General features: G+C 35.4%; 22 protein-coding genes. 20 read left to right on the top strand and 2 right to left on the bottom strand.

Annotated elements, in window-relative coordinates; genetic code table 11:
• Positions 1-24 precede the first annotated feature (24 nt).
• From purD to uvrA, 8 genes are all read left to right on the top strand, one after another.
• A complete protein-coding gene (gene purD, locus PGC14_RS05710; RefSeq protein WP_271629765.1) occupies positions 25-1,287 on the top strand; it encodes a phosphoribosylamine--glycine ligase in 1,263 nt (420 codons plus the stop codon).
• 78 nt (positions 1,288-1,365) lie between these two features.
• The gene (gene rd, locus PGC14_RS05705; RefSeq protein ID WP_011917510.1) at positions 1,366-1,524 is read left to right on the top strand and encodes a rubredoxin; all 159 of its coding nucleotides are present in this window, start codon (positions 1,366-1,368) and stop codon (positions 1,522-1,524) included.
• A 107-nt stretch (positions 1,525-1,631) separates the two neighbouring features.
• Entirely contained in the window at positions 1,632-2,930 is a 1,299-nt protein-coding gene (locus PGC14_RS05700; protein ID WP_271629764.1) for a hypothetical protein, read from the top strand.
• A complete protein-coding gene (gene polA / locus PGC14_RS05695; RefSeq protein ID WP_271629763.1) occupies positions 2,927-5,476 on the top strand; it encodes a DNA polymerase I in 2,550 nt (849 codons plus the stop codon). The genes PGC14_RS05700 and polA overlap by 4 nt, the downstream gene beginning before the upstream one ends.
• Complete coding sequence (gene coaE, locus PGC14_RS05690; protein ID WP_271629762.1) at positions 5,463-6,062, top strand: dephospho-CoA kinase; 600 nt, start codon at positions 5,463-5,465, stop codon at positions 6,060-6,062. Before polA ends, coaE begins: the two co-directional genes overlap by 14 nt.
• The gene (locus PGC14_RS05685) at positions 6,059-6,622 is read left to right on the top strand and encodes a lytic transglycosylase domain-containing protein (protein ID WP_039763978.1); all 564 of its coding nucleotides are present in this window, start codon (positions 6,059-6,061) and stop codon (positions 6,620-6,622) included. Before coaE ends, PGC14_RS05685 begins: the two co-directional genes overlap by 4 nt.
• 81 nt (positions 6,623-6,703) lie before the next feature.
• Entirely contained in the window at positions 6,704-8,689 is a 1,986-nt protein-coding gene (gene uvrB, locus PGC14_RS05680) for an excinuclease ABC subunit UvrB (RefSeq protein ID WP_271629761.1), read from the top strand.
• A gap of 24 nt (positions 8,690-8,713) precedes the next feature.
• Complete coding sequence (gene uvrA, locus PGC14_RS05675) at positions 8,714-11,542, top strand: excinuclease ABC subunit UvrA (protein ID WP_271629760.1); 2,829 nt, start codon at positions 8,714-8,716, stop codon at positions 11,540-11,542.
• A gap of 43 nt (positions 11,543-11,585) precedes the next feature.
• Here uvrA and PGC14_RS05670 read toward each other — a convergent pair whose 3' ends face one another.
• A complete protein-coding gene (locus tag PGC14_RS05670) occupies positions 11,586-12,770 on the bottom strand; it encodes an NAD(P)/FAD-dependent oxidoreductase (protein ID WP_271629759.1) in 1,185 nt (394 codons plus the stop codon).
• A gap of 4 nt (positions 12,771-12,774) precedes the next feature.
• Positions 12,775-13,989, bottom strand: coding sequence for an FprA family A-type flavoprotein (locus PGC14_RS05665; RefSeq protein WP_271629758.1), 1,215 nt, complete (start codon positions 13,987-13,989; stop codon positions 12,775-12,777).
• A 149-nt stretch (positions 13,990-14,138) separates the two neighbouring features.
• Here PGC14_RS05665 and PGC14_RS05660 point away from each other — a divergent pair, with 149 nt between their 5' ends.
• The 12 genes from PGC14_RS05660 to atpC all read left to right on the top strand — a co-directional run bounded on the left by PGC14_RS05660 (position 14,139) and on the right by atpC (position 24,190).
• Positions 14,139-14,753 (top strand): hypothetical protein, encoded by a 615-nt coding sequence (locus tag PGC14_RS05660; RefSeq protein ID WP_271629757.1) that lies wholly within the window; start codon positions 14,139-14,141, stop codon positions 14,751-14,753.
• 13 nt (positions 14,754-14,766) lie between these two features.
• On the top strand, positions 14,767-15,804 hold the full coding sequence (locus PGC14_RS05655; protein WP_271629756.1) for an AEC family transporter: 1,038 nt from the start codon (positions 14,767-14,769) through the stop codon (positions 15,802-15,804).
• Positions 15,805-15,830: 26 nt separating this feature from the next.
• Positions 15,831-17,366, top strand: a complete 1,536-nt coding sequence (gene guaA / locus PGC14_RS05650) for a glutamine-hydrolyzing GMP synthase (RefSeq protein ID WP_307742501.1) — start codon at positions 15,831-15,833, stop codon at positions 17,364-17,366.
• Between the two features lie 82 nt (positions 17,367-17,448).
• Positions 17,449-17,817 (top strand): hypothetical protein, encoded by a 369-nt coding sequence (locus PGC14_RS05645; RefSeq protein ID WP_271629754.1) that lies wholly within the window; start codon positions 17,449-17,451, stop codon positions 17,815-17,817.
• 8 nt (positions 17,818-17,825) lie between these two features.
• Positions 17,826-18,506, top strand: coding sequence for a F0F1 ATP synthase subunit A (locus PGC14_RS05640; RefSeq protein WP_039763957.1), 681 nt, complete (start codon positions 17,826-17,828; stop codon positions 18,504-18,506).
• A 21-nt stretch (positions 18,507-18,527) separates the two neighbouring features.
• Positions 18,528-18,740: an ATP synthase F0 subunit C gene (gene atpE, locus PGC14_RS05635; protein WP_083931411.1), complete on the top strand. Its 213-nt coding sequence runs from the start codon at positions 18,528-18,530 to the stop codon at positions 18,738-18,740.
• A 106-nt stretch (positions 18,741-18,846) separates the two neighbouring features.
• Complete coding sequence (gene atpF / locus PGC14_RS05630) at positions 18,847-19,338, top strand: F0F1 ATP synthase subunit B (protein ID WP_127351764.1); 492 nt, start codon at positions 18,847-18,849, stop codon at positions 19,336-19,338.
• Positions 19,339-19,340: 2 nt separating this feature from the next.
• Positions 19,341-19,880, top strand: coding sequence for an ATP synthase F1 subunit delta (gene atpH, locus PGC14_RS05625; RefSeq protein ID WP_271629753.1), 540 nt, complete (start codon positions 19,341-19,343; stop codon positions 19,878-19,880).
• Positions 19,881-19,895: 15 nt separating this feature from the next.
• A complete protein-coding gene (atpA, locus tag PGC14_RS05620) occupies positions 19,896-21,419 on the top strand; it encodes a F0F1 ATP synthase subunit alpha (RefSeq protein ID WP_039763947.1) in 1,524 nt (507 codons plus the stop codon).
• A gap of 12 nt (positions 21,420-21,431) precedes the next feature.
• Positions 21,432-22,310 (top strand): ATP synthase F1 subunit gamma, encoded by an 879-nt coding sequence (gene atpG / locus PGC14_RS05615; RefSeq protein WP_271629752.1) that lies wholly within the window; start codon positions 21,432-21,434, stop codon positions 22,308-22,310.
• A gap of 41 nt (positions 22,311-22,351) precedes the next feature.
• Complete coding sequence (gene atpD / locus PGC14_RS05610) at positions 22,352-23,755, top strand: F0F1 ATP synthase subunit beta (protein WP_039763939.1); 1,404 nt, start codon at positions 22,352-22,354, stop codon at positions 23,753-23,755.
• 21 nt (positions 23,756-23,776) lie between these two features.
• Positions 23,777-24,190 carry an ATP synthase F1 subunit epsilon gene (gene atpC / locus PGC14_RS05605; protein ID WP_039763938.1) on the top strand — a complete coding sequence of 138 codons (414 nt, stop codon included), beginning with the start codon at positions 23,777-23,779 and terminating at the stop codon, positions 24,188-24,190.
• Positions 24,191-24,219: the final 29 nt, after the last annotated feature.

Below are 24,219 nucleotides of genomic sequence, written 5' to 3'. Positions count from 1 at the left end.
ACTAAAAAAGAGGTGTTTCAAAAGATGAGAATCCTGATTGTAGGAAATGGTGGGCGTGAACATGCCATCGCATGGAAGATTTATACTGAAGGTTACAAAGACGTGTTCTGTGCACCTGGAAATGCAGGGATTTGTGAAATTGCAACTTGTGTTGATATAAAGGTAAATGAATTTAGTAAGCTAAAAGACTTTTGCATAGAAAAAGAGATAGACTTTGTAATTGTCGGTCCGGACAATCCGCTTGCAGACGGAATTGTTGATTATCTTGAATCGTTTGGAATAAAGACATTTGGTCCAACAAAAGATGCTGCAATGATAGAAAGTAGTAAGGTGTTCGCAAAAGACCTGATGAAAAAGTACGGTATAAAGACAGCAAGATACAATGTGTTCTACAGCTATGAAGAGGCTTTAACTTTTGTAAATCAAAACGACAAGTATCCTCTTGTAATAAAGGCAGATGGTCTTGCATTGGGCAAAGGAGTGATAATTGCTCAAGACAAACTTGAGGCTTTGAATGCCCTCAATCTTATGATGAAAGAAAAGGTATTTGGTAAAGCAGGAGAAAAGATTGTCATTGAAGACTATTTAAAAGGTGAAGAAATATCAGTTTTTGTCATCTCAGACGGTAAAGACATTGTGCCTTTGACAGTTGCACGAGACCATAAAAAAGCGTTTGACGGTGACAAAGGACCAAATACAGGTGGAATGGGAGCCTTTTCTCCATCAAGGCTTGTTGATAAAAAGCTTTTTGAAGACATCATTGAGAATATTATGCTAAAAGCGATATATGGAATGAGGAAAGAAGGGAGACCGTTTAAGGGTATTTTGTATGGAGGATTAATTCTGACAGAAGAAGGACCAATGGTTTTAGAGTTCAACTCCAGATTCGGTGACCCTGAAGCACAAGCTATTTTACCACTCATGAAAAGTGAACTTTTAGAGATTATGGTAAAAGCTACAGAAGGCAACTTGAAGGGCGTTGAGGCGAGGTTTTCGGACCAGTTTTCAATTTGTGTTGTACTTGCCTCAGAAGGCTATCCTGAAAAGTACGAGACTGGCTTTGTCATTGAAGGTTTAGATAAGCTTGTAAGTGATACAATTGTATTTCACGCTAACACAAAGTTAGATAGTGGTAAGGTTAAAACAGCAGGGGGTAGAGTACTAAACATTGTGAGGGTTGACAATACTCTCAAAGATGCAAAGGCAAAAGTATATGAGGAAATTAAAAAGGTTAACTTTGAAAATATGTTTTATAGAACTGACATAGGTGACAAAGAAATCTTTTAAACCTCCTGTTTAAGGGTAGATTAAATGAGGTATAAATAATGTGTCAAAAAATTTTAAAGCAAGGAGTGGAGGTCTAAATTGGATATTTGGGTTTGTACTATATGCGGCTATGAGTATGATCCACAAAAAGGTGATCCAGAAAACGGCATTCAACCAGGAACAAAGTTTGAAGACTTACCTGATGATTGGGTTTGTCCTATTTGTGGCGTTGGTAAGGATATGTTCGAGAAAAAATAAAAAAGCTTCTAAGACTTGTGCCCTAAGTCGTTTTAAAGTTTGATGACTTAGGGCATTTTTATGATGTATAATAGTTAATATAAACGGACAGAGGAACAAGGGAAAGAATGGTACTTGAAAATCACAGTTATATAGAAATTGATGGACAAATAAAAAGATTAGGGGAAAAACTTGAAAAGACCTCATATGAGTTTTTATTTTATCAAAACAATTTAAGTGTAAATATAAATTTCAACAAACCTACCCAAATAAATAACATAGCAGTGGCAGTAAATATAAAAGATTTTGAAGTCTTGTTCATGCCAAAACTTCAAAAAGGCCAAAATGGTCTTGTCTTTTCACATTCTAATTCCCAGATAGTAGTTTTGAAAAAGGGAAAGAAGTATTTTCTATTAAAAATCTCTGGGTCTTCAACTATAAACAATGTGTACTTTAGGTTTTGTACCAAAGTAAAAGATGGTTTTTTGTATATAGGATTTTTCAACTCATTTGCAATTGACGATGATATAACATACTTTTACTATCAAAATTTGTTGACATCTGTACCTGTTAAAGAAGGTTCAAAAATTAATATAAACATTGAGATTTTTGAAAGAAATTCACTAAATGAGTGTATTTTAAAATCAAATAATATTGTAAAGCATTGTGATATAAAATATGAAGTTCTCCAAAAACCATCTAAAAATTTATTTAAAGCAGTAGATATCGCCAAATACTCAGGAAATGACATTGCTAAAAAGTATAAAATGTCTGCTATAATACCGAGTAGAGTATTTAAACTGTTTTTTTTATATTTCTCCAAAAACCTAACTAATTTTTACTCTGTCTATACATCTACACTACAGACATCAAGTATGTATTATTTAAACCTTTTAAAAAGTTATAAGGTAGCAGCTAAGGACTTAGCTTATCTCAAAAAACAGATAGAAGAACTCATTTTAAACCAAAATGTTTACTATAACTTTTACCATAAAAATATTATGTTAACTGGATTGAGGACATATTATCAACTGCCTTATATTTTATTTTTGTATTTTCAGCTTTGCCTTTTGGGAGGAGAAGAGCCAGCTACACATTTACAAAGAATAATAGAAGAAATTGAATACAATATCGTAAGACCATATAAATTTTTTTCTGACAGAACTTTAATCAATATTGAGAACTTTGAAACACGATTTGACAATCTTCTCTTTCCTCAAGAAACAATGACAATTTATATTTGTTATGAACTTTATAAAACGCTTTTTAAATATTATGAACGTTTGGATTATCAAAGAATAGCGGAGGATTTAAAAAGTCTGTTGATTTTGAATTATAATTTTAATGAGGGATACTTTTATATGAATAACTATTCATACAGAAAGGAAGACACAATTAAACTAACTGAAAGGGTAGATAAAAAATGAAATTGGTCATTTTTGATGGGAATAGTATTCTTTATAGGGCCTTTTTTGCCTTACCAGAATTGACAACGTCCAGTAATATTCCTACAAACGCTATATATGGTTTTTTAAATGTACTTTTAAAATACTTAGATTCAGAAAGGCCAGATTATGTAGCAGTAGCGTTTGACAAAAGAGGCAGAGCTGCTCGAAAAAGTGAATATGAAGAGTACAAAGCCAATCGAAAGCCAATGCCAGATTCTCTACAAATACAGATACCTTATGTGAGAGAAATAATTAGCGCTCTTAACATTCCTATATTGGAATATGAAGGATATGAAGCTGATGACGTTATAGGCACACTTGTAAATAGACTCAAAAACCAGAATTTAGAGATTGTGATAATAACTGGAGACAGAGATACCCTTCAGCTACTTGATAAAAATGTAATTGTCAAGATAGTCACAACGAGGTTTGACAAAACAACTGAAGATTTGTATACTGTTGAAAATGTAAAAGAAAAATATGGTGTCTTTGCGCATCAAATTGTTGACTACAAAGCTTTAGTGGGCGATGCATCAGACAACATCCCTGGTGTTAAGGGAATTGGGGGCAAAACGGCTATAAAGCTTTTAGAAGAATACCAGACCTTAGAGAATATATACCAAAATCTAAAAAACATCAAAGACTCTCTACGAGAAAAGTTAGAAGCAGGTAAAGATATGGCGTTTTTGTCAAAAAAGTTGGCAACTATTATATGCGATTTACCAATTGAAGTAACTCTTGAAGAGTTAAAAACAAGAGAATGGGATAAGAAAAAACTGTATCAAATTTTACTTCAGCTTGAGTTTAAAAGTTTCATAAAAAGACTTGGTTTTTCAGAGGAGATTGAGGAGATAAAACAAGCCGTTCAGCTTCCAAAATTTAATATGAAAAAACTATGTGATATCTCTGAAATAAAGGGCAAAGAAATTTATTTGTTATACTCAGGTGATGAAGGACTTTTTTATATCTATGATCAACTAAGTTCCACTGTCTTTACAACAGCTGACAAAGGAATTGTTGAAAAGCTACTAAAGGACCAAGGTATTCAAAAGGTTGTGTATGATTTAAAAAATATACTCCATAGAGTAGATTTTGGTGATACTTACCAGCTAAAAAATTGTAATGATGTCATGTTAGCTTCATATGTTTTAGACAGTACACGTAGTTCATACGACTTAGAGACATTGTTTATCTCTTATCTCAATACTGATATCTCTGCAATAAAAGAAAACAGATGGGCTAGTGCTACAGTTTTATTAAGAAATCTTTGGGATGAGCTGTCCAAACTTATAGATTTAAATTCATGCCAATACGTCTATGAAAACATAGAAATACCTCTCGTTCCCATTTTATATGAAATGGAAAAAATCGGTTTTAAAGTTGACAAAAACACCTTGCAAGAGTATACAAAAGAGATTGAGAGCAAGCTTTTAAAGTTAGAAACACAGATTTATCAGATAGCAGGTGAGTGGTTTAACATAAACTCACCTAAACAACTCTCATATGTGTTGTTCGAAAAACTAAAACTTCCAGTTGTAAAAAAGACTAAAACAGGATATTCAACAGATGCCGAGGTGTTAGAAGAGCTATATGACAAACATGAGATAGTACCTCTTATCTTGGATTATAGAATGTATACGAAAATACTGACAACTTACTGTCAAGGCCTTATGCAAGCAATCAATCCTGTAACTGGAAGAGTACATTCTAATTTTATTCAAACAGGTACAGCAACTGGAAGACTTGCAAGTGCAGAGCCTAATTTACAAAATATCCCTGTAAAATATGATGAGGGAAGGTTAATAAGAAAAGCATTTATTCCAGAGGAAGGCTACGTCCTGATAGATGCTGACTATTCTCAGATTGAACTTAGGATACTTGCTCATATTTCTGAAGATGAAAGACTAATAAATGCTTTTAAGAATAACCTTGACATTCATTCACAGACAGCAGCAGAGATTTTTGGTGTAGATGTAAGTCAAGTTACCCCAACTATGCGAAGCCAAGCAAAGGCTGTTAACTTTGGAATTGTATATGGAATCTCTGACTATGGACTTTCAAGGGATATAAAGATATCAAGAAAAGAGGCAGCTGATTTTATTAATCGCTATTTTGAAAAGTATCCAAAAGTGAAAGAATATCTGGACAATGTTGTCAAGTTTGCACGTGAAAATGGGTTTGTTTTAACACTTTTTAATAGAAAGAGATATATTAAGGATATAAAGTCTACTAATAAAAATCTCAGAAACTACGCAGAAAGAATAGCAATGAATTCACCTATCCAGGGCAGTGCAGCAGATATCATGAAGATAGCAATGATAAGGGTTTATAGAAGGTTAAAGGAGGAGAATTTAAAATCAAGAATTATTTTACAAGTTCACGATGAGCTTTTGATTGAATCACCATATGAAGAAAAAGAAATAGTAAAAGAAATAGTGAAAACTGAGATGGAAAATGCTGTCTCATTAAAAGTTCCTTTGGTAGTTGAAGTGAAAGAAGGTTTAAATTGGTATGAAACAAAGTAAAGTATTAGGAATTACTGGGAAGATTGGCTCTGGTAAGAGTACTGTTAGTAAAATATTAAAAGAACATTATGGATTTGAGGTTATAGATGCTGATAAGGAATACCATTGGTTACTACAAAATAGCTTAGAATTGAAATTAAAGTTAACACAGAGCTTTGGAGAGGAGATTTTAACAGATGCCAAAATTGACAGAGTTAAACTTAGAAAGGTAGCCTTGAAATGTGACTTTAATATGGAGCTTCTCAATAAGATTACTCATCCATTTATATTTGAAAGAGTAAATTTTTTAATCACAGATGTTTACAAAGACAAGCATATAGTTATTGATGCTGCACTTTTGTTCCAGATAGGACTTGATAAACTTTGTTCGGTCATCTGGTATGTTGAATGTGAAAAAGAAATTATAATTGAGCGAGTAATTAGAAGAAGTGGATATGATGTGGAAGAGGTCGAAAAGTTTTTAGAAAGACAAAGAGATATTGAAAGATACAAGGACTTTGCAAGTAAGATAGTTATAAACAATGGAGACATTGAGAATTTGAAAACTATCATAGAAAAATATCTCAAAGAGGATGGTTTGATTTGAAAAGGAAGGTTGTATTAATTGTTCTGCTTTTACTTTTTCTTTTGTTTTTTGAACCATTTTACTTTTTGATTTTAAAACAGTTGTACCCCTTAAGGTTTACAAGTAGTATCAAGAAGCATAGTAAAGAAATAAATGTAGACCCATATTTAATTTGTGCAATAATAAAAAGTGAAAGCAACTTTAACCAGTTTGCAGTCTCTAAAAAAGGTGCTGTGGGTCTTATGCAATTATCACCTCTTACTGCTAAATGGGTTGCTCATAAACTAAAATTAGACTATAGTGAAGAGAAGTTATATGACCCCGACTACAATATCTTAATTGGTACATGGTATATAAAATACCTCATAGATTACTACAGAAATGATACAAGGCTTGCAGTTGCGGCTTATAATGCTGGTATGACAAATGTAAATAAATGGCTTTATCAAAAAGATAGAAGCACATTTGAGGTGGATGAAATTCCTTTTAAAGAGACAAACCATTTTGTCAGAAGAGTCTTTAAAAGTTATGAAATTTACAAAAAACTATATCAAGACGAATTTGAAAATGGTAACTATTGAGTTTAGAGGCTCACAAATTTTCCCAAACATATGTTTGAAATTCAACTTTTAATGATGTAAAATAAGACTTGGTGATAGAATATGAAAAAGTTTAAGGTTGTTTCAGACTTTAAGCCAACAGGTGACCAACCAAAGGCTATCGAAATGCTTACCGAAGGAATTTTAAAAGGTGAAAAGTTTCAGACACTGCTTGGTGTTACTGGTTCAGGAAAGACATTTACAATGGCTAAAGTAATAGAAAATGTACAAAGACCCACATTGGTTTTAGCTCATAATAAAACACTGGCTGCTCAACTTTGCAGTGAGTTTAGGGAATTCTTTCCTGAAAATGCTGTAGAATTTTTTGTAAGCTATTACGATTATTACCAGCCAGAAGCTTATATACCTGAGACAGATACGTATATTGAAAAAGATTCGTCCATCAATGATGAAATAGATAAACTTCGACACTCTGCAACATCTGCCTTGTTTGAGAGAAGAGACGTAATAATTGTAGCAAGTGTCTCATGTATTTACAGCTTAGGTAGTCCAGAAGACTATTTAAATTTAACGTTATCATTAAGACCTGGGATGATAAAAGATAGAGATGAAGTAATAAGAGAACTCATTAGAATGCAGTATGAGAGAAATGACATTGATTTCAGAAGAGGCAGGTTCAGGGTACGAGGTGATGTGCTTGAGATATTTCCTGCATCAAATACTGAGAGAGCAATCAGAGTAGAGTTTTTTGGAGATGAAATAGAGAGAATTACCGAGTTTGACGTTTTGACTGGTGAGGTAATTGGGAGAAGAAATCATGTTGCAATATTTCCTGCATCACACTATGTCACAACCTCAGAAAAGCTAAAAAGAGCAATTAAGAGCATTGAAGAGGAGCTTGAACAAAGGCTTCAAGAGCTCAGGAGCATGGGCAAGCTTGTTGAAGCGCAAAGGCTTGAACAAAGGACGCGATATGACATAGAGATGCTCCAGGAAATGGGATTTTGCAAAGGAATAGAAAACTACTCAAGACATCTAACAGGAAGACCACCTGGAAGTCCTCCTTACACCTTGCTTGATTATTTTCCAAAAGATTTTATAATGTTCATTGATGAATCGCATGTGACAATTCCTCAGGTAAGGGCTATGTATAATGGAGACAAGGCAAGGAAAGATGCGCTTGTAGAATATGGTTTTAGACTTCCATCTGCATATGACAACCGCCCACTTACCTTTGAAGAGTTTGAAGAGAAGCTCAACCAGGTTATATTTGTAAGCGCAACACCTGGTCCTTATGAACTCAAGAAATCCTCAAGAGTGGTTGAACAAATTATAAGACCCACAGGGCTTGTTGACCCTGAAATTGAAGTACATCCTGTTAAAGGTCAAATTGACCATTTGATTGGCGAGATAAGAAAAAGAGTAGAGAAGAACCAAAGAGTTTTGATTACAACACTTACAAAGAAGATGGCAGAAAGCCTCACTGAATATTTAAAAGATGTTGGTATAAGAGTGAGATATATGCACTCGGATATTGATACAATAGAGCGCATGCAGATAATAAGGGATTTGAGACTTGGCAAGTTTGACGTTTTAGTAGGGATAAACTTGCTGCGGGAAGGACTTGATTTGCCGGAAGTATCACTTGTTGCCATTTTAGATGCTGACAAAGAAGGATTCTTGCGCTCGGAAACTTCTCTCATTCAGACAATTGGACGTGCTGCACGAAACGTTGATGGTAAAGTAATTATGTATGCTGACAGGATTACTAAGGCTATGCAAAAGGCTATTGATGAAACAAATAGACGAAGAAAAATTCAGATAGAGTACAACCAAAAGCACGGAATAGTGCCTCAAACTGTAAGAAAAGGAATACGACAGATTATTGAAGCAACTATCTCGGTTGCTGAAGAGGAAGAAAAATATGAGAGCATAGAAAAGGATATTGTACAGAACATGTCCAAACAAGAAATAGAAGAGTATATAAAAGAACTTGAACAGCAGATGAAAAGATTTGCTATAGAACTTGAATTTGAAAAAGCGGCTAAGATAAGAGATAAAATATTTGAACTAAAGAAATTGCTTTAATGTATTTTCGGAGGAGAATGCAAAATGTCGAAAGAATACATTGTAATAAAAGGTGCAAAAGAGCACAACCTGAAAAATGTTGACTTGAAACTGCCTCGTGACAAACTAATAGTCTTTACAGGTCTTTCAGGTTCAGGGAAATCATCTTTGGCTTTTGACACTATCTATGCAGAAGGACAAAGAAGATATATTGAGTCATTGTCATCATATGCAAGACAGTTTTTGGGTATGATGGAAAAACCAGATGTAGATCACATAGAGGGACTGTCACCGGCTATATCTATTGACCAAAAGACAACCTCAAAAAATCCTCGTTCAACAGTTGGTACAATTACAGAGATTTATGACTATTTAAGACTTCTGTTTGCGAGAGTTGGAAAACCTCACTGCTATATTTGTGGCAAACCAATATCACAGCAGACAGTTGACCAGATGGTAGATGAGATAATGAAATTGCAAAAAGGGACAAAGATTCAGGTCATGTCGCCTATTGTGAGAGGTAGGAAAGGGGAGTACCAAAAACAGTTTGAAGAGCTTAGAAAAAGTGGGTTTGCACGGGTAAGAGTTGATGGTGTAATCTATGAGCTTGAAGAGGAGATAAAGCTTGATAAGAACAAAAAGCACAACATTGATGTTATTGTTGACAGGCTCGTCATCAAAGAAGGAATAGAGTCAAGACTTACAGGTTCGATTGAAACAGCGTTAGAACTCTCAGGCGGAATTGTGACTATTGATATTGTTGGCGACAGAGAAATTGTATTTTCACAAAACTTTGCATGTGTAGACTGTGGAGTTTCGTTTGAAGAAATAACTCCACGTCTTTTTTCTTTTAATACCCCTTATGGGGCATGTCCAACCTGTATGGGGTTAGGATACTTACAAAAGATTGATCCTGACCTTTTAATTCCTGACAAGTCGATGCCTATCGGTCAGGTTGCTATAAATGGATGGAATTTTAGTGAAACAAATTCATATGCCAGAATGGTTTTAGAGTCGTTGGCCAAAGAATACAATTTTAGCTTAAACACTCCTGTAAATAAACTTGACAAAAAGATTCTTGACATCTTTTTATATGGAACAGGAGAAGAGAAGATAAAGATTTACACCCCACGAGGGATTTATTATGCAAAGTATGAAGGACTTGTAAATAATCTTGAGAGAAGGTATAAAGAGACCCAGTCAGAGTATGTAAAACAAGAAATTGAAGAGTATATGAGTACATTCACATGCCCTGATTGTTTGGGAAAAAGACTTAAAAAAGAGGCATTGTCAGTATTAATTGAAGGGAAGTCAATTGCAGATGTTGCTGATATGACAATCTTGGAGGCAAAAGAATTTCTACAAAGCTTAAATCTCCAGGGCAAAGATAAAGTTATTGCAGCACCAATTTTGAAAGAGATTCTGGCAAGACTGGACTTTTTGATAGATGTTGGACTTGACTATCTGACACTTTCACGTTCAGCCGGTACTCTTTCGGGTGGAGAAGCACAGAGAATAAGACTTGCAACACAGATTGGTTCTGGGCTTGTGGGAGTTTTGTATATCCTTGATGAGCCAAGTATTGGTCTTCATCAGCGAGACAACCACAGACTTATAAGAACATTGCAAAAACTTAGGGATTTGGGTAATACCTTGATTGTTGTTGAGCATGATGAGGATACAATTAGAGCTGCTGATTATATAGTTGACATAGGACCAGGGGCAGGGGAGCATGGTGGCAGAATTGTTGCAGCTGGTACATTAGAAGATATAATTTCCTGTGAAGAGTCCATTACAGGGCAGTATCTTTCTGGTAAAAAGAAGATAGAGATTCCTCAAGAGAGAAGAAAACCTGATGGTAGATGGCTTACAATAAAAGGAGCTTGTGAGAACAATCTAAAAAACATTGATGTCAGTTTTCCTGTAGGGCTTTTTACGTGTGTGACAGGAGTTTCAGGGTCTGGTAAAAGCACGCTGGTAAACGAGATACTTTACAAGGCAGCAAGTTCAATACTAAATAAGTCTAAGGAAAAGCCTGGCAAGTACAAAGAAATAATTGGTCTTGAGCATTTTGACAAGGTAATCAACATAGACCAGTCACCAATTGGAAGAACTCCACGTTCTAATCCTGCAACTTATACAGGTGTTTTTGACTTTATAAGAGAGATATTTGCTCAAACACCTGAGGCAAAAATGCGAGGATATAAGGCAGGAAGGTTTAGTTTTAATCTCAAAGGCGGAAGATGCGAGGCTTGTGGTGGAGATGGAATTATAAAGATTGAAATGCACTTTTTGCCGGATGTATATGTACCTTGTGAGGTGTGCAAGGGTAAAAGATACAATAGAGAAACATTAGAGGTAAAATATAAAGACAAAACAATAGCTGATGTTTTAGAGATGACTGTTGAAGAAGCACTTGAATTTTTCAAAAACATTCCACGGATTAAGGCAAAACTTCAGACACTTTATGATGTAGGGCTTGGTTACATCAAACTTGGCCAGCCGTCTACTACACTTTCTGGTGGGGAGGCGCAAAGGGTAAAGCTTGCAACAGAGCTTTCTAAAAGAGCAACAGGTAGGACCTTATACATCTTAGATGAACCCACAACTGGACTTCATATGGATGATGTAAACAAGCTCATAAACGTATTGCAGCGGCTAGTAGATATGGGTAATACAGTTATTGTGATTGAACATAATTTGGATGTTATAAAAGTTGCTGACTATATAATTGATTTGGGACCAGAGGGTGGAGACAGAGGTGGTGAAGTTGTGGCTTTTGGCTCACCAGAAGAGGTTGCAATGTGTGAAAGGTCATACACAGGCATGTTTTTGAAAGAGATTTTAAAAGACAGGATTTATGCAAAAAAATAAAGGGGTATTTACACCGCTTAATGAAAGGTGTAAAGCCCCTTTTTTACTTTATCTCAAGATATTTTTCTATCCATTTTAGGTTGACTTCCTGACCCAAAAATTTACTTATCTGACTGTGTGTTTTTGTGTCATTTATGAGCAGATACCCAATTAATTTCTTGTTTTTGAGCACAAATTTTTTATAAACCATCTTTTCTTTGTTAAGACACTCAAAAAGATTTGATTCTTTTACGTCGATTATGTTTCCAGCAGAGACTATTTCCATTCCAAATGCCTTTAGAAAATAAGGGATAGGTTTTCTTTGATATTCAATATTCTGTCCAAGAATGTTTTTGCCAACCACCTTGCCACTTTCAACTGCAAAAGTCCATGTGCCAGGATTTTGATTGTTAAGATAGGCTACATCTCCACATGCAAACACATCTTCTATTGAGGTTTGCATTCTGGCATTTACTCCAATGCCTTTTCTGGAACTCAGTATTCGTTTATCATTTACAAAATCTGTATTTGGCACAACACCTGCTGAAAAAATTACAATGTCAGATAAAATCTCTTTATTATTTGAAAGAAAGATTACCAACTTGTTGTTTATTTTTTCTATTTTTTCAACTTTGCTATCAAAATTTATATTTATTCCCTTTCTTTTTATCTCTTCTTCAAAAAGCAAAGCACCTACTTCATCTAATTGTTTAGGTAAAAGTCGTTCTGCTATTTCAATTAGAAATACACTTTTACCTTCCAGTGTTGAAGCAAGTTCTAATCCCAAAAGCCCTGCGCCTATAATGGCAACTTCAGGGACTCGGGGAATGATTTCTTTCAATCGTAGAAGGTCTTCGTAGGTCCTCAAAGAAAAAACCTTATCTCTTGCTCTGATATCAACCACATCATCACCCATGTATGGCTTGGCTCCAGAAGCAATTACAAGTTTTTTATATCCTATTTTCTTGTCTGACACAAACACAATCTTGTTGTCAAAATTAACCTTGATCACAGGCGAGTTTAGATAAATTTTTATGTTGTTATCTTCAAACCAGTTTTGTGGTTTTATAAAGAATTTCTCATCAATAGGATTGTAAATATAATAAGGCAGTTTCAATCTGTAATAAGGCAATACCCTCTCATCACTTAGAATACATATTGAAAGATTAAAATCCTTTTTCCTTATCTCTTCTGCAACTGTTAAAGCAGAAACCCCACCACCAATAATCACTACATCAAATTTTTCCATTGCTTTACACCAGCTTTTTCTCTTTTACTTTCTCAGCAAATAGTATACCAAATTCATATGCCTTTTTTAATTCCTCCTCATTGGGCTTGAAATTTACCTTGAGTCCTGGTTCAACTACTTTGAACCTTAACTGTTTTAACCGTGTTTCAATGTTTGAGACAGCTTCTCCGCTCCAACCATATGAACCAAAAGCGGCAGCAATCTTACCTCCATGAACTATTGGGTTTAGCCTAATCAATATTTCATATATTGGTAAAAGAGCATCTGAGTTTATAGTAGGTGACCCAAACAGCACACCTTCTGCCCTGTATATCTTTTCCAATATATCTTCTATTTTGTGCTCAATTGCATTGTACAACAGCACATCTATACCGCTTTGAGTGATCGCTTCAGAAATCTTTTTTGCAAGCATTTCGGTGTACCCATATGCCGAAACATAGACAATAACCACATAAGGCTTTTCTGGTTCTTTTAGAAGCTCTTCTGACCACGATTTATACAAACCCATAAGTTCATCCTTGTAATTTGTCAAGATTGGACCATGACCTGTTGCTATTATGTCAATCTTTAAGTCTTTTATCTTTTCAATTGCCTGAAGTACATAGCTTTTAAATGGAGACATAATTACATCGTAATAGTACTTGTATGCATCCATAAATCCTTCTTTGTCATTATCCATTACCCAGTTGATGTCAAGATTTTCGGTACTATAATGACAGCCAAAAGAATCACAAGTAAAGAGCATACTATCTTCTATAAGATAGGTGTAAATTGAATCAGGCCAGTGTAAAAATGGAGCAGAAATAAATTTCAATGTCTTGTTACCCAAGGATATTTGGTCACCATCGTTTACAACTTGAGAATCAAAACTCTTGTTTGAAATCTTCTTCAAAAACCTCATGGCAGAGCTGCTACCAAATACTTTTATCTTCGGGTTTATCTCAAGCAGACTTTCAATTGAACCAGAGTGGTCCGGTTCTGTGTGATTTACTATGAGATAATCTATCTTTGCGGTGTCAATTATCTCTTTAATATTGTCTAAAAACTGGTCAAAAAATTTATACTTCACATTTTCAATAAGTGCAACTTTCTCAGAGCCAATTACGAGATAAGAGTTATATGTTGTTCCATATTTTGTGTACATTACAATGTCAAAAATACGAAGATTTGGATCTTGTACTCCTACTGAGTATATATTCTCTTTTAATTTTGTGTACATTCTAACTCTCACTCTCCTTGTAAAAAAGTCTCAGTGTATTCAAAGATATTTATACCCCACAATTTTTTTTGTAAACAAATTAAGTGATATAAATTTTTGTTCAGTAATATATTTTAGTAGAAATACAATTAATAGAAGGGAAGAGAAAAATGTTAAGCAAAGTATCTAATCGATTTCTGGCTGTTACAATTTTAGCTATATTTGTTATTGCTTTAGTAGGTATAATTTCAAACAAAAGCTTAGAAAAAACAAAGATGGCATCTTCCGAAATACCGAAAACTACGCAAACCCAAACACAAGAGGTTTCAAAAGTAGATACTCTTAAAGGTTATCTTCAGGTAATAGTGGTAGATAGCAAAACTGGTACACCTGTTGAAGGAGCAAATGTAGTTTTTTCTAACTTAGAGCAGCTATATACAACAGGCAAAGATGGAAAGACACAGCTTATACCTATGAACATTAAATCAACTGGAGGTTTAGGGATTACATCACAGCCTTATGAAGAGGTAGTAATTGGGGTATTTAAACAGGGATATGCAGATTATATCTTATTCAACGCGAAGGTAAGACCTACAACGCAAGACAAGCCACAGCTTAAAGTGATACGAGTTGTAAAAGCTTCTACTGCAACAACCACTCCTGTTTTTGCAATGGAAAAGTATTCTTCTGAGATGGCAAAAGAAGTGATGAATAAAATGAAGGCAAAACTAAATTCACTTGCAAATTCCACACAGGAGATTGAGGAAATAGAAATTAGTGAATAGGGTGCCTTGTAAAATGGCACTTTTTTTTTATATAATAGAGCTTGTACACTTTAAGAATCTTTTTACTGTTGGAAAGGTCTTAACAGCCATGAATCAGGAAGTTTTAATTCTTCTAAAAAATATCCTTTATCTTTTTGCTGTTATCTTTATAGGATTTATTGGTACTAAAATACAATTGTTTTCACCTACTATAAAAGATTCTGTGAGCGAGTTGATTATAAAAGTAACCGCTCCAATCCTATTGTTTACAACCATAAGTAGCAAACCTTATTCTTCAACTGTTGTAAAAAATATCCTCACACTGATAATCTCAGCTTTTATTGGGATAATATTGTTACTTGGGACAGGTTACATAACAGCAAAGTTATTTAAGCTTCAAGGCAAAACATTTTACACACATATATTTTGCTCTGCTTTTGGAAATACTGGTTTTTTGTCATTTCCCCTGTTGTACTCTATCTTTGGTGAAAAGGGTGTGTTTTACGCTGCAAGTTACAATATAATGCATGACTTTTTGGCTTGGTCATTGGGACTCTCAATTATAACAAAGCACAGCAGTGAGAAAACTAAATTTGGTTTTATAAATGCAAATTCAATTGCCATTTTCTCAGCATTTGTAGTGTATTTACTAAAAGGAGCTTTGTCAACTGAAATTTTGAATTACTACAATAGATTTTTTCTCACTATTTACGATGCATTAAATCCATTTGGAAAAACAACCATTTATTTGTCTATGTTTTTTATTGGCTGCCTTTTAGCAGAAGTTTCATTTAAAGATACAGTTAAGACCTATCCTGCTTATGGCATTGTTGCGTTTAAGATGGTGGCTTTTCCTCTATTGATTACATTTTTGACCAAATTCATGAGCTTAGATGACTTTACAAGACTGATTATTATACTCCAAACAGGAATGCCAACTGCAATAATTAGTTCAATAATATCGTATAGATACAAAGCTGATAGTTCATATGCTACACGTACAATATTTATTACAACAATTTTTTCTCTGTTGACAATTCCTCTTCTTGTGTTTATATATTATCATATTTAAAAATCCATAAGAGAGGATGATTGATTTTGCAGCATGAAATTGTTATTGTGTTAGACTTTGGAGGACAATACAATCAGTTAATTGCGCGAAGAGTACGAGAGTGTGGTGTTTATTGTGAAATTTGGCCATATGACACACCCTTAGAGAAGATAATTGAGAAAAATCCAAAAGGAATAATCTTTACTGGTGGACCATCAAGCGTGTATGAAGAAAATGCGCCTGTTGTTGATAAAAAGATATTTGAAATTGGTATTCCAATTCTTGGAATATGCTATGGAAATCAACTGATTGCATCTCTTTTGGGTGGCAAGGTTTCAACTGCTCTATTTAGAGAGTATGGTAAAACGCATATAAAATACAATACAAATTCGCCTTTGTTTACAGGCTTGCCAGAAAACTCAATTTGTTGGATGAGCCATACTGACTTTGTAGAAGAACTCCCAGAGGGATTTGAAATTTTAGCTTCTACTGAAAATTGTGCCATTGCCGCATTTGGCAGCAAAGAAAAAAAGATTTATGGTGTGCAATTCCATCCAGAGGTTGTTCACACTGAGTTTGGGCAAGAAATAATAAAAAACTTCTTGTTCAATATCTGCGGATGCAAAGGTGATTGGAGGACATCGTCATTTATAGAAGAAAAAATAAATGAGATAAGAAAGATTGTGGGCAATCAAAAGGTTGTATGTGCTCTTTCTGGTGGAGTTGACTCTTCTGTTGCAGCAGTGCTTGTTCACAAGGCGATAGGCAAAAATCTTTTTTGCATATTTGTTGACCATGGACTTTTGAGAAAAGGAGAGGCGGAAGAAGTTATAAAAACATTCAAAGGACAGTTTGACATGAATGTAATCAAGGTTAATGCGAAAGAGAGATTTTTAAAAGCTTTGTGTGGTGTCATAGATCCTGAGAGAAAGAGAAAAATAATAGGTGAAGAGTTTATACGTGTTTTTGAAGAGGAGGCTTCAAAACTTGGAGATGTAAAATTTTTAGTGCAAGGTACAATCTATCCTGATGTTGTCGAAAGTGGAGTCGGCAAGGCTGCAACAATAAAAAGTCATCACAATGTTGGCGGTTTACCAGAACATATCAAGTTTGAGAGGATAATCGAACCGCTACGCGAGCTTTTCAAAGATGAGGTAAGAAGGGTGGGAATAGAATTAGGAATTCCAGAAAAGATTGTAAAAAGACAGCCGTTTCCAGGACCTGGCCTTGCAATAAGGATAATTGGTGAAGTTACCGAAGAAAAGCTTGAGATACTCCGGGAGGTTGACTGGATTTTCAGAAGAGAAATTGAGGCGTGTGGACTTGATGAAGAAATTTGGCAGTACTTTGCAGTACTCACTGATATGAGAAGTGTTGGTGTAATGGGTGATGAAAGAACATATGATTACACTGTTGCACTTAGGGCTGTTACAAGCGTTGATGGTATGACGGCTGACTGGGCAAGGATTCCTTATGATGTGTTAGAAAGGGTTTCAAACGAAATTGTAAACACTGTAAGAAAGGTAAATAGAGTTGTATATGACATTACTTCAAAACCACCTGCTACAATTGAGTGGGAATGATGTCAAAAAATTTTTTATAAGGACTTGAATTTTATAATAGATGGGTGTAACATATTTAATAAGTTGATTAGTGGGATGTGATATGAAGGATATTGTAAATCTTGCTTTGAAAGTGCTATGGGGTATAAATCTTATCTTTTGTGCATTGGTGTTTGCTTTTTCTAAAAGCATAGCAGTCTTTCTGATTGTGCTTGGCAGCAGTTTAATATTGCTATTTATCTTATATTCTCTATTGTTACTTTTAAAGTCTGCAATAAAAGGCAAAACTAATTTTGTTTATTTATTACTTCATAGCTTTGCAGTTGTGGCTTTGATAGTATTTTCCACTTTTATTTTTAGGTTCTATAAAGGTGGAGATGTATATCTTGTTTGGACTTTAGTAAATTATCCACTGTTTCTTACAGTTTCATATGCTGTAGCTTATACTTATAAAACGTTGTCAAGGAAGTGAAAGGTAAAATGGGCGAGGGTGTATTGAAGGTTTTGTTCACAATACCAATTGGCAAGGGTATTCCTGTAAGGGTAGCAGTTGTTGAGATGTGGGGCGTGATGGCATTTTTGATTATATTAGCATTTTATCTCACCTCTAATATGAAATTAGTGCCGAGCAGAAAACAGGTCATTGCTGAGTTCATTGTCGACTCAATAAATAAAATCACTAAAAACTTTTTAGGCCATTATTGGCATATATTTGCTCCCTATTTAGGTACACTATTTTTATTCTTACTTGGGCTAAACTTGTTAGGCCTTATAGGTCTTCAACCCCCTACAAGTAATTTAAATGTAACTGCAAGTTTTGGTGTTATGTCAATTTTGGTATTGATAGTTTCAACCATTATTCTCAAAAACCCAATTAGATGGTTTTTGGGGCATTTTAAGCCTATCATTATAATTTTCCCGTTTAAATTCTTAGACTATTTCACAAGAACTCTTTCTCTTTCTGCCCGACTGTTTGGCAACATCCTCGCTGGTGTTACCATAATGGAGCTAATATATCATGGGCTTTTAAAAGCTCATATACCTCCAGTTGGTATACCAGCAGCGTTAAGTTTATATTTTGATATTTTTGATGGTGTTTTGCAAGCAGTAATCTTTACGTTTTTGTCTATGATTTATCTATATGAAGCGCTCGAAGAGTAAAAATTTTTGGAGGTGTTTCAATTGACAGCATTAGCAGCAGGTATTGCAATGCTTGCAGGATTGGGTGTAGGTATAGGCATTGGTATTGCAACTGCTAAAGCAGCAGAATCTGTAGGAAGACAGCCAGAAGCATTTGGAAGAATTTTCCCAATATTTTTGCTTGGTGCTGCTTTGGCAGAGGCAGTAGCTATTTACAGTTTGGTTGCTGCATTTATGTTAATTTCAAAGATTTAAACGCTCTCCAGTTGGGTTGGGGAGCGTCATCTCTTTATTTTCAAAATTAAAAATTGTGGTTAACATATAGATTTCTGCAAAATCCAAAAAGGAGATGAGCATATATATGTTTGACCTTGCAATTTTTGAAAATATGTTCTTCTGGGCAATTATAAACTTTTTGATACTTTACTTAGTTTATAGAAAATTCTTTTTCAAAAAAGTAACTGCCTTTATGGAAAAGCGTTCAAACATGATTCAAGAGCAGCTTGACTTTGCTGCAAAGTCAAAAGAAGAGGCTATAAAATTGAAGGAAGAATATGAAAATATCTTATCTCAGGCACATGCGAAGGCAAACGAGATAGTCCAAAACGCTATGATTGAAGCCCAAAAACAGGCTGACAAGATTATTGAAGATGCCAAGCTTGAGGCAAACAAGATTATTGAAAATGCTCTCAAGCAGCTTGAGATTGAGAAGAAAAAACAAATCAATGAACTTAAAAACCAGTTTGTCTCAATTGCTCTTCTTGCTGCATCTAAGGTTATTGAAAAGAATTTAAACACTGAAGAAAATAGGAAAATGGTTGAGAATATATTTGACGAGGCAGGGGTTGCTTAAAAATGTTGCCAGCAAAAAGATATGCTGAAGGGTTACTTAAGCTTGCTCAAGAAGAGGGAAAGCTTGAGAAGTTTTATGAAGACCTTTTTAAAATATATGACTTGTTTAAGACAAATAAACAGTTTGTAGATGTCTTATTTGACCTTGAGATGAAAGTATCTGATAAAAAAGAGAAGATAAAACAATTTCTTGATGAAAGCATTGATAGATATATTGTCAATCTCATTTATTTGCTAATCGACAAACGAAGAGAGATTTTACTTCCATATATACCTTTTTATTATAAAGAAATGTATGACAAGGCAATTGGTAATGTAGATGTTGAGGTTATTGTAGCAGAAGAAGTTGACGAGGACGTTTTGAGAAAGATATCAAACTGGCTTTTGAAAAGGTATGATGTTAAAAATCCGCGCTTTAAAGTTAAGGTTGATAGAAGTATCATTGGAGGAATAAAACTTTTATTCAACAATATTGAGGTCGACGCTACAATTAAAGGTGCATTGGATTCGATAAAAAAAGAACTTATCCAGAATGCTATTTAGGGGTGATGATTTAAGATGGTTGATGTAACTATAAGACCAGATGAGATTGCCTCAATCATAAAAGAGCAAATAAAAAACTATGAAAAGAAGATAGAAACAAATGACGTTGGCGTTGTGATTATGTCAGGAGATGGTATTGCGAGAATACACGGCCTTGACAATTGTATGGCTGGTGAGCTTTTAGAATTTCCTAACAACGTTTATGGAATGGCGCTTAACTTGGAAGAAGACAATGTTGGGTGCGTTATTTTAGGAAATGACAGGGAAATCAAAGAAGGTACAATTGTCAAGAGAACAGGCAGAGTAGTAGAGGTACCTGTTGGGGAAGAGCTTTTAGGTAGAGTTGTAAATGCCTTGGGTCAGCCTATTGATGGTTTGGGCCCCATCAATGCAACGAAGTACAGACCAGTTGAGAGGATAGCGCCAGGCGTTATTGAAAGAGAGCCTGTTAAAACTCCACTTCAAACAGGCATTATGGCAATTGATGCCATGATTCCAATTGGAAGAGGCCAAAGAGAGCTTATTATTGGAGATAGGCAAACAGGAAAAACTGCTATTGCGATTGATACAATTATCAATCAAAAAGACCAGGGAGTATACTGCATCTATGTAGCGATTGGTCAAAAGGCATCAACTGTTGCGCAGATAGTGCACACATTAAAGGAATATGGGGCAATGGACTATACAATTGTTGTCAGTGCAACTGCAAGTGACTCAGCACCACTTCAATTCTTAGCACCTTATGCAGGCTGTGCAATGGGAGAAGAGTTTATGGAATCTGGAAAAGATGCTCTTATAGTTTACGATGACTTATCAAAACACGCAGTTGCATACAGGGCAATGTCACTTCTTTTGAGACGACCACCTGGCCGTGAAGCATATCCGGGGGATGTTTTTTACCTTCATTCAAGACTTTTAGAAAGAGCTGCAAAGTTAAATAGCCAGCGTGGTGGAGGTTCTCTTACAGCTTTACCTATCATTGAGACACAAGCTGGTGATGTTTCAGCATATATTCCCACAAATGTCATTTCAATAACTGATGGCCAGATATATCTTGAAAGTGAGCTGTTTTACGCTGGTATAAGGCCCGCGATAAATGCAGGTATATCAGTTTCAAGAGTAGGTGGCAATGCTCAGATAAAGGCTATGAAGAAAGTTGCAGGAAGATTGAGACTTGACTTGGCACAGTACAGAGAACTTGAAGCTTTCGCTCAGTTTGGTTCAGAGCTTGACAAATCAACTCGTGAAAGACTTGCCCAAGGTCAGCGAATTGTAGAGACACTAAAACAGCCTCAATACAAGACACTACCTGTTTGGCACCAAGTTGTCATCCTTTATAGTGCAGTAAATGGGTATTTAATGGATATAGAAGTAAATAAAGTTAGAGAATTTAATGAGAAATTAGTCCAATACATCTCTGCAAACTATCCGCAAATATTTGATTCTATAAAAGAGACAAAGGACTTGACGCCTGAGAATGAAGAACTGTTAAAGAAGGTAATTAGTGAGTTCAAAGAGAGATTTAAAAGTAGCAAGTAGGTGAAATTAAAGATGGCAAACAAAACAAGGTGGATAAAGTCAAGGATTAGAAGTGTCAGTGAGACAAAAAAGATTACAAGAGCTATGTATCTCATCTCTGCATCTAAGATGAAAAGGTCACGAGATAGACTTGACAGTACCAGACCATATTTTGAAAAAATAAACGAATTTATGAAAGATCTTGTGATACATGGTATGGAGACAAATCACATTCTCTTTGAAGGGTCATATAAAGAGGGACAAAAAGAGATTGGGGTAATTGTAATTAGTGGTGACAAAGGGCTGTGTGGCGGTTACAATGCAAATGTTATAAGAAGCGCTTTGAATTTGTACGAAAAGATTTCAAAAGAGGGAGAAGTATTATTTTTTCCAATAGGCATTGTTGGAAAAAATTTTTTATTCCGCCATGGTTACAAAGTAGAAGAAAATTTTAATTATCAGACTCAGTCTGTGTCTGTAAAAGTTGCAAAGGTGATTGCACAAAATGTTGTAAAAAAGTACTATAGAGGAGATATTCATGAGCTTTATATCATATATACCAAGCTAATTTCCACAATCAAACAAGATGTAGTTGTAAAGAAACTTCTTCCTCTTGATCCAAGTGAATTTGTGTCTGGTGAGGTTAAGAAAGATGAGACAATAAGATATGAACCAACCCCAACAGATGTGCTTAATGTTGTTATATATGAATATCTAAAAGGTATAATCTTTGGGGCAATGATGGACTCATATGTAAGTGAACTTGCTGCAAGGATGACAGCAATGGACAATGCAACAAAAAGTGCAGATGAAATGATACAAAAACTCGTGTTAAAGCTCAATCGGGAACGCCAGGCAGTGATTACTCAGGAGATATCAGAGATAATAAGTGGTGCAGCTGCTTTGAAATAAGTAACTATTTAAACTTGATTTTAAAGGGAGTGTAGCCAAAGATGGAACAAAATGTTGGTTATGTTGTTCAAATAATTGGTCCTGTAGTAGATGTGAGGTTTGAAAGTGGTAACCTTCCAGCTATTAATAATGCAATTGAGATTCATTTTGATGGAAAGACGCTTGTTGCAGAGGTTGCCCAGCATTTGGGCAATGATACTGTTCGCTGTGTTGCTTTGGGTTCAACTGACGGGCTCAGAAGAGGTGTAAAGGCAATTGATACAGGTGGACCCATTAAAGTTCCTGTTGGAAGAGGGACGTTGGGGAGAATATTCAATGTTTTAGGCCAGCCAATTGACAACAAAGGCGAAGTACAGGCCGCGGACTACTGGCCAATTCACAGAAGTGCACCTTCATTTGAAGAACAGGTGCCTGCAGTAGAGATTTTTGAGACAGGAATTAAGGTTATAGACCTCTTAGCACCATATGCAAAAGGTGGGAAGATTGGTCTTTTTGGTGGTGCAGGTGTTGGCAAGACTGTTCTCATCATGGAGCTTATCAGAAATATTGCAACAGAACATGGTGGATTTTCAATATTCACTGGGGTTGGTGAACGAACAAGAGAGGGAAATGACCTTTGGCTTGAGATGAACGAATCAGGTGTTATAGAGAAGACAGTTTTGGTCTTTGGCCAAATGAACGAGCCACCAGGGGCAAGAATGCGAGTTGCCCTCACTGGTCTTACCATGGCCGAGTATTTCCGTGATGTAGAAGGGCAGGATGTGCTTTTGTTTATTGACAACATTTTCAGATTTATCCAAGCAGGTTCTGAAGTATCAGCGCTGTTAGGAAGAATCCCCTCAGCTGTTGGGTATCAGCCAACACTTGCAAACGAGGTCGGCGCTTTGCAAGAGAGGATAACCTCTACAAAAAGAGGATCAATAACCTCTGTTCAAGCAATCTATGTTCCGGCTGATGACCTCACTGACCCAGCACCTGCTACTACATTTGCTCACCTTGATGCAACAACTGTTTTGTCAAGACAGATTGCTGAGCTTGGTATATATCCTGCAGTTGACCCGCTTGACTCTACATCACGAATACTTGACCCACGAATTGTGGGTGAAGAGCACTATTATGTTGCAAGGACAGTCCAGCAGATTTTGCAAAGGTATAAAGAACTTCAGGATATCATTGCAATATTGGGTATGGATGAGCTTTCTGAAGAAGACAAATTGATTGTCTACAGAGCAAGAAAGATTCAGAGATTTCTTTCTCAGCCGTTCTTTGTTGCTGAAGCTTTCACAGGAAGACCTGGAAGATATGTCAAGCTGAAAGATACAATAAGAGGATTTAAAGAAATAATTGAGGGCAGAATGGACCATATCCCTGAGCAGTATTTCTACATGGTTGGAACAATTGATGAGGTTTATGAGAACTATGAAAAGGACATGAAGGGTAAATAAGTTTTGAGGTGATACTGCAAAATGTCAACATTTGAATTAGAAGTTTTGCAACCTGAGAGAGTCTTTTTTAAAGACAAAGTAGAGATGATAGTTATTCGTGCAATAGATGGAGAAATAGGTATAATGGCAGGACATGAACCAATTGTCACACCCATTGGAATTGGAAAACTTAGGATAAAAAAGGATGGAAAATGGCGCGAGGCAGCAATTGCGGGAGGTATTCTTGAAGTTAACCGAAACAAGGTTGTTATCTTGACTGACGCTGTTGAGTGGCCAGAGGAAATAGACAGACAAAGAGCTTTAGCTGCGAAAGAAAGAGCTGAAAAGAAACTTCAGCAAAAACTTCCGCCAGATGAGTTTGAAAGATATCAGGCAGCTTTGTATAGAGCTATAAACAGGCTAAGAATGATTGAAGAACGTAAAAATGGTGACTAATATAAAAAGTGGGCTGTAAGTTTAATAAA

Origin of the sequence: Caldicellulosiruptor sp. DIB 104C (assembly GCF_028198085.1) — a bacterium.
Classification (GTDB): Bacteria; Bacillota; Thermoanaerobacteria; order Caldicellulosiruptorales; family Caldicellulosiruptoraceae; genus Caldicellulosiruptor; species Caldicellulosiruptor saccharolyticus.
This window is presented reverse-complemented; position numbering and strand designations above follow the sequence as displayed.